We start from the raw sequence: 5,489 nt of genomic DNA, 5'->3' as shown, positions 1-5,489 counted from the left end.
TGACCGGCGGCATCGTCGCGCTGCACGCCGGCTACAAGCCTGCTAGCTGAACGGCTTTCGGCGGTCGATCAGCCGCGAGGCCAGCCCGCCGCCGCGCCACACCCGAGCGACCCAGTCGGCGTCGTCGTCGGTGACAAGGTTGCCCATCACCCGCACCGCGATGCCCATCAACGTCGTCGAGCGCATCGCGATCGGACCGGTCGCCGGCAAGAACCGCGGAAAGGTCAGCAGCAAGGCCAGCCGGCGTGCCACCGAAAACCCACGCCCGTAATGGGATTGCAGCAAGCTCGGCCACGCTTTCGACAGATCACCCGAGCCGAGGATTTCGGCGGCCAGCCGCCCGGTTTCCAGCCCGTAATCGATGCCCTCGCCGTTGAGCGGGTTGACGCAGGCGGCGGCATCGCCGATCAGCATCCAGTTCCGGCCGGCCACCCCCGACACCGCCCCGCCCATCGGCAGTAGCGCTGAGGACATCGCGCGAGGCTGGCCGCGAAACCCCCACTCGTCGCGGCGCAGGTCGGCGTAATACGACATCAGCGGCCGCAGCGCCAGCTCGGCGGGCCGTTTGGACGTCGACAGCGCGCCCACGCCGATGTTCACTTCGCCGTTGCCCAGCGGGAAGATCCAGCCGTAGCCGGGCAGCACCGCGCCGTCGGGGGAGCGCAGCTCCAGGTGTGAGGTCAGCCACGGCTCGTCGCTGCGCGGCGTGGCCAGGTATCCGCGGGCGGCGATGCCATACACCGTCTCCTGATGCCAGCGCCGGCCCAAAACGCGCCCCAGCGGCGAGCGGGCGCCGTCGGCGACGATCAGCTCGCGGCAACCGACCTCGGTCCCGTCGGCCAGCGCCACCGACACCACACGGGCCGATGAATCATGATGTACTCCAACCGCTTTGACGCCAAGCCGCATCTGAGCACCGGCGTCCTCGGCGACTTTGCGGATCCGGTCGTCCAGCTCGACGCGGGCCACCGCGCTGCCGGTCGACGGGAACGACGGGCCGGGCCAGTCGACTTCCACCTCGCCGCCGAACCCACTCATCCTCAAGCCCCGATGCCGAATCCGGGCATCCAGCCAGTCACCCAGCCCCAGCCGTTCCAGCTCGGCGACCGCGCGCGGGGTCAACCCGTCACCGCAGGCCTTGTCGCGAGGAAAGTTCGCTGCGTCGATGACCAGCACGTCGCGGCCGGCCCGAGCGGCCCAGGCGGCCGCCGCCGACCCGGCCGGTCCGGCGCCCACCACCACCACGTCGGCATGGGATCCCATGCTCACCAGTATGTTGGTCGCGTGAGGACTCCGGCGACCGTGGTGGCGGGCTTTGACTTCGGCGATGCGGCGTTCGCCACCGGAGTGCGCGACGGGGTTGCTCGCATCGAGCAACTGATGGAAACCGAGCTGCGCGGCTCTGACGACCTGATGACAGAGGCCGTGCTGCACCTTTTCGAGGCCGGTGGCAAACGATTCCGGCCGCTGTTCACGGTGCTATCGGCGCAGCTGGGGCCACAGCCCGACGCCGTCGAGGTGACGATCGCCGGGGCAGTCATCGAGCTGGTGCATCTGGCCACGCTCTATCACGACGACGTGATGGACGAGGCCGAGGTCCGCCGCGGCGCACCCAGCGCCAACGTGCGTTGGGGCAACAACGTCGCGATCCTGGCCGGCGACTACCTGTTCGCGACGGCGTCGCGGCTGGTATCGCGGCTAGGCCCGGATGCGGTGCGGATCATCGCCGAGACGTTCGCCCAGCTGGTGACCGGCCAGATGCGCGAGACCCGGGGTGCATCCGACGCCGCCGATCCGATCCAGCACTACCTGAAGGTGGTGCATGAGAAGACTGCGTGTCTGATCGGGGCCGCGGGCCAGTTCGGCGCGATGTTCTCCGGTGCCGACGCCGACCAGGTCGAGCGGCTCAGCCGGCTGGGCAGCATCGTCGGCACGGCGTTTCAGATCTCTGACGACATCATCGACATCGATAGCGACCCCGACGAGTCCGGCAAGCTGCCCGGCACCGACCTGCGCGAAGGTGTGCACACGTTGCCGGTGCTCTACGCGCTGCACGACAGCGGCTCAGACGCCGATCGGCTGCGCGAGCTGCTGGTCGGCCCGATCGACGACGACGCGCAGCTGGCCGAGGCGTTGGCGCTGCTGCGGGCCTCGGCTGGCATGGCCAAGGCCAAGGACACCGTGGCGCGATTCGCGGCGCAGGCCCGCGAGGAGCTGGCCGCGCTGCCCGACGGCCCCGGTCGCCAGGCGCTGGCCACGCTGGTCGATTACACGATCAACCGACACGGCTAGTTTCAGGAACTCGCTGGCCTGTCCTGAGCGTTTAATGAGCATGTCCCACGTATGCGGAGGAGGAAACCCATGACCTGGCATCCGCATCACAACACGTTCAAGACGTTCGCGTTGCTGGTAGGCATGTCGGCGCTGATCGTGTTCGTTGGTCGGCTGTTCGGTCCCGGAGTTATGTGGATCGCAGTGCTGTTCGCCATCGGCATGAACGTCTACACGTATTTCAACAGCGACAAGTTGGCCCTGCGGGCGATGCACGCGCAGCCGGTTTCCGAGGTACAAACGCCTGCGATGTACCGGATCGTGCGCGAGCTGGCCACCGCGGCCCACCAGCCGATGCCGCGGCTCTACATCAGCGACACCGCCGCGCCCAACGCGTTCGCCACCGGACGCAACCCACGCAACGCCGCGGTGTGCTGCACCACCGGGATTTTGAACCTCCTCAACGAGCGCGAATTGCGGGCGGTGCTGGGTCATGAGCTTTCGCACGTCTACAACCGCGACATTTTGATCTCATGTGTGGCCGGCGCGCTGGCGTCGGTGATCACCGCACTGTCTTACATCGCATTGTTCTTTGGTGGCAATGACCGCGAAGGCGGCAATCCCTTTGCGCTGCTGCTGGTTACGCTGCTGGGCCCGATCGCGGCGATGGTGGTCCGGATGGCTGTCTCACGTTCGCGGGAGTATCAGGCCGACGAGTCGGGTGCGTTACTGACCGGTGACCCGTTGGCGTTGGCCTCGGCGCTGCGCAAGATCTCTGGTGGTGTGCAAGCCGCGCCGCTTCCCCCGGAGCCGCAGCTGGCTGCCCAGGCGCACCTGATGATCGCCAACCCGTTCCGCAACGGCGAGAAGATCGGGTCGTTGTTCTCCACGCACCCGCCGATCGCCGACCGGATCCGCCGGCTCGAGGAAATGGCCGGGCGCTAGCGGGCGCTTAGTCGGCGCGAGTCACACCAGTCTCAGCAGTCTCCACAAGCAGGCATGTAGTGACTTTTCTTTTTCGATGCACGGGTGATATCACGCTCGGATGAATCACTACGCCTATCGCGCCGAGTGGTCGGCTGAGCATCGCGAATACATCGGCCGTTGCATCGAATTGTCTTTGGTGCGGGGCGCGCCGACGATGCGGCAAGCGATGGCCGACATTGAGCAAGCCGTCGATGAGTACCTCGCCGAGTGTCAGGAAGTCGACCACGAGCCGCCCGCTCCGATCACCGACCGAAAATTCAGTGGCAAGTTCGTCGTCCGGACGTCGCCGTCGCTGCACGCGCGCCTCGCGGTTGAGGCCGCTGAACAGAACGTCTCGTTGAATCAGTGGGCCGTGCAGAAGCTCGCCGGCCGCGGGCCAATCGGCCTGTTCGACCTCTGATATCGCATATGGCCTCGTTTGCGAAAAATGGTGCACCCCACCTGACGGTGCGGAAGTGGCTGGTGTGCTTAGAAACCCGAACCGTGCACCTCGTGCCCGGGCGTCTCCGCGGTCAATCCGCGGTAGGCGTCTTCGACAGTGGCGCCGTGGTTGATGACGGCGTCGACTTCGCGCGCGATCGGCATATTCAACCCGTACTTGTCGGCGAACTCCATGATCACGCTGGCGGCCTTGACGCCCTCGGCGACTTGGTTCATCGACGAGATGATCTCGTCGATCGGCTTACCCGCACCGAGTTGCTCACCGACGTGGCGGTTGCGGCTGCGCTGGCTGGTGCAGGTGACGATCAGATCGCCCATGCCGGCCAACCCGGAGAAGGTGTCGCGCAGTCCGCCCATCGCCTCGCCAAGCTTTGACATCTCGCGCACCGAGCGAGCCATCACCAAGGCGCGGGTGTTCTCACCGATGCCCAGTGAGTAGCCCATCCCGACGGCGATCGCGTAGACGTTCTTCAGCGCGCCGGCCATCTCGACACCGATGACATCGTCGGTGGTGTATACCCGAAATCGCCTGGTGCTGAACAGTTGTGCCAAGCGTGACGCCAAGTGGTGGTCGGGCATCGCCAGCACTGCGGCAGCCGCATAGCCCTCGCCTACCTCGCGGGCGATGTTTGGGCCGGCCAGAATGCCGGCCGGATGCCCGGGCAGCACTTCCTCGATGATCTGCGACATCCGCATGTTGGTGCCTTGTTCGAGGCCCTTGACCAACGAAACCACCGGCACCCACGGGCGCAGCTCGGTCGCCAGTTCGGTGAGCACGTCGCGAAACCCGTGCGACGGCACGCCCATCACGACGACGTCGGCGGCGTTGGCGGCTTCGCTGAAGTCGGTGGTGGCGCGCAAGGTTTCGCTCAGAACGGCGTCGTCACCCAGGTAGCGGGTATTGCGGTGGTTGTCGTTGATGTCCTTGGCGGTCTCTTGCGAGCGCACCCATTGCAGCGTCGGCGCACGGCGCGCGCAGATGGAAGCGACGGTGGTGCCCCAGGAACCGCCACCCAAAACGACGACATTCGGTTCGCGCATAGCAGCTGCCATGGCGACCAGCGTATTGCCGTCGCCCAATCTTTACCGGCTGTTGATTAGAAGTGGCCCCGATGCAGCGGCAATTCCGCCAGCAGCAGCTTCCCCCACCCCGGTGATCGGCGTGTCACTCACCTAGCCGGCGAGCGCCGCCTTTTCATCAGCACGGCCGAACACCATCGCCTCTTCGATCCGGTCGAACCGGTAGTCGATGGCGTCAGCGAAGTAATTCTGCCGAACGTTCCACGGCCGCTTGGTGCCGGATTTGGGCAGGGCGTGCGGCGCGCGCAGCACGTAACCGGCCTGGATGTCCCACGACGGCTTTTCGGGCATCGGCTCGCCGTCGAGATGCGGGTAGGCGTGCGTGTAACCGTGAGATTTCATGTGCTCCAGCAGCTTTGCCGTCGCACGGGCGGTCATGTCGGCGCGCAACGTCCACGAGGCGTTGGTGTACCCGACGCACCAGAACAGGTTCGGCACGTCCTCCAGCATGTGGGCCTTGTAGACGAATCGGTCCTGCGGCTTGATCTCGCCGCCGTCGACGGACACCGTGACGCCGCCGAGCGCCTGCAGTTGCAGGCCGGTGGCGGTGACGATGACATCGGCGTCGAGATGCCCGCCGGACTTCAAAACGATTCCGGTGGAATCGAAGTGGTCGATGTGGTCGGTGACCACTTCGGCGCGGCCCGCACCGATCGCGGCGTACAGGTCGGCGTCGGGGATCAGGCACAGCCGCTGATCCCACGGGTTGT

Annotated in this window: 5 protein-coding genes and 1 pseudogene; 3 read left to right on the top strand and 3 right to left on the bottom strand. The window is 66.3% G+C overall.

The genetic code is table 11. From position 1 onward, the window contains the following. Nucleotides 1-42 precede the first annotated feature (42 nt). A complete protein-coding gene (gene menJ, locus WBF82_RS10740; RefSeq protein ID WP_424383019.1) occupies nt 43-1,263 on the bottom strand; it encodes a menaquinone reductase in 1,221 nt (406 codons plus the stop codon). 21 nt (nt 1,264-1,284) lie between these two features. Here menJ and grcC1 point away from each other — a divergent pair, with 21 nt between their 5' ends. The 3 genes from grcC1 (at nt 1,285) to WBF82_RS10725 (ending at nt 3,658) form a co-directional block, all read left to right on the top strand. Next, nucleotides 1,285-2,292, top strand: a complete 1,008-nt coding sequence (gene grcC1 / locus WBF82_RS10735) for a nonaprenyl/(2E,6E)-farnesyl/geranylgeranyl diphosphat synthase (protein ID WP_424383018.1) — start codon at nt 1,285-1,287, stop codon at nt 2,290-2,292. A 69-nt stretch (nt 2,293-2,361) separates the two neighbouring features. Continuing rightward, nucleotides 2,362-3,216, top strand: a complete 855-nt coding sequence (gene htpX / locus WBF82_RS10730; RefSeq protein WP_424383017.1) for a zinc metalloprotease HtpX — start codon at nt 2,362-2,364, stop codon at nt 3,214-3,216. A gap of 100 nt (nt 3,217-3,316) precedes the next feature. After that, a complete protein-coding gene (locus WBF82_RS10725; RefSeq protein ID WP_424383016.1) occupies nt 3,317-3,658 on the top strand; it encodes a type II toxin-antitoxin system HicB family antitoxin in 342 nt (113 codons plus the stop codon). A 68-nt stretch (nt 3,659-3,726) separates the two neighbouring features. On the opposite strand, the gene WBF82_RS10720 is transcribed toward WBF82_RS10725, so the two are convergent. Then, nucleotides 3,727-4,752, bottom strand: a complete 1,026-nt coding sequence (locus tag WBF82_RS10720; RefSeq protein ID WP_424383015.1) for an NAD(P)H-dependent glycerol-3-phosphate dehydrogenase — start codon at nt 4,750-4,752, stop codon at nt 3,727-3,729. A 120-nt stretch (nt 4,753-4,872) separates the two neighbouring features. Then, nucleotides 4,873-5,489: pseudogene (locus tag WBF82_RS10715) on the bottom strand (FAD-dependent oxidoreductase); the annotation flags it as partial.

Source organism: Mycobacterium sp. (assembly GCF_049673265.1).
In the GTDB taxonomy this organism is placed as follows: Bacteria; Actinomycetota; Actinomycetes; order Mycobacteriales; family Mycobacteriaceae; genus Mycobacterium.
Note: the sequence above shows the minus strand (reverse complement) of the source record. Positions and strands in the feature narration are given on the sequence as shown.

Excerpts from the sequence above, each read along its gene's own strand:
- menJ (WP_424383019.1), bottom strand. The coding sequence starts at position 1,263 with ATGGGATCCCATGCCGACGTGGTGGTGGTGGGCGCCGGACCGGCCGGG.
- htpX (WP_424383017.1), top strand. The coding sequence starts at position 2,362 with ATGACCTGGCATCCGCATCACAACACGTTCAAGACGTTCGCGTTGCTG.
- WBF82_RS10725 (WP_424383016.1), top strand. The coding sequence starts at position 3,317 with ATGAATCACTACGCCTATCGCGCCGAGTGGTCGGCTGAGCATCGCGAA.
- WBF82_RS10720 (WP_424383015.1), bottom strand. The coding sequence starts at position 4,752 with ATGGCAGCTGCTATGCGCGAACCGAATGTCGTCGTTTTGGGTGGCGGT.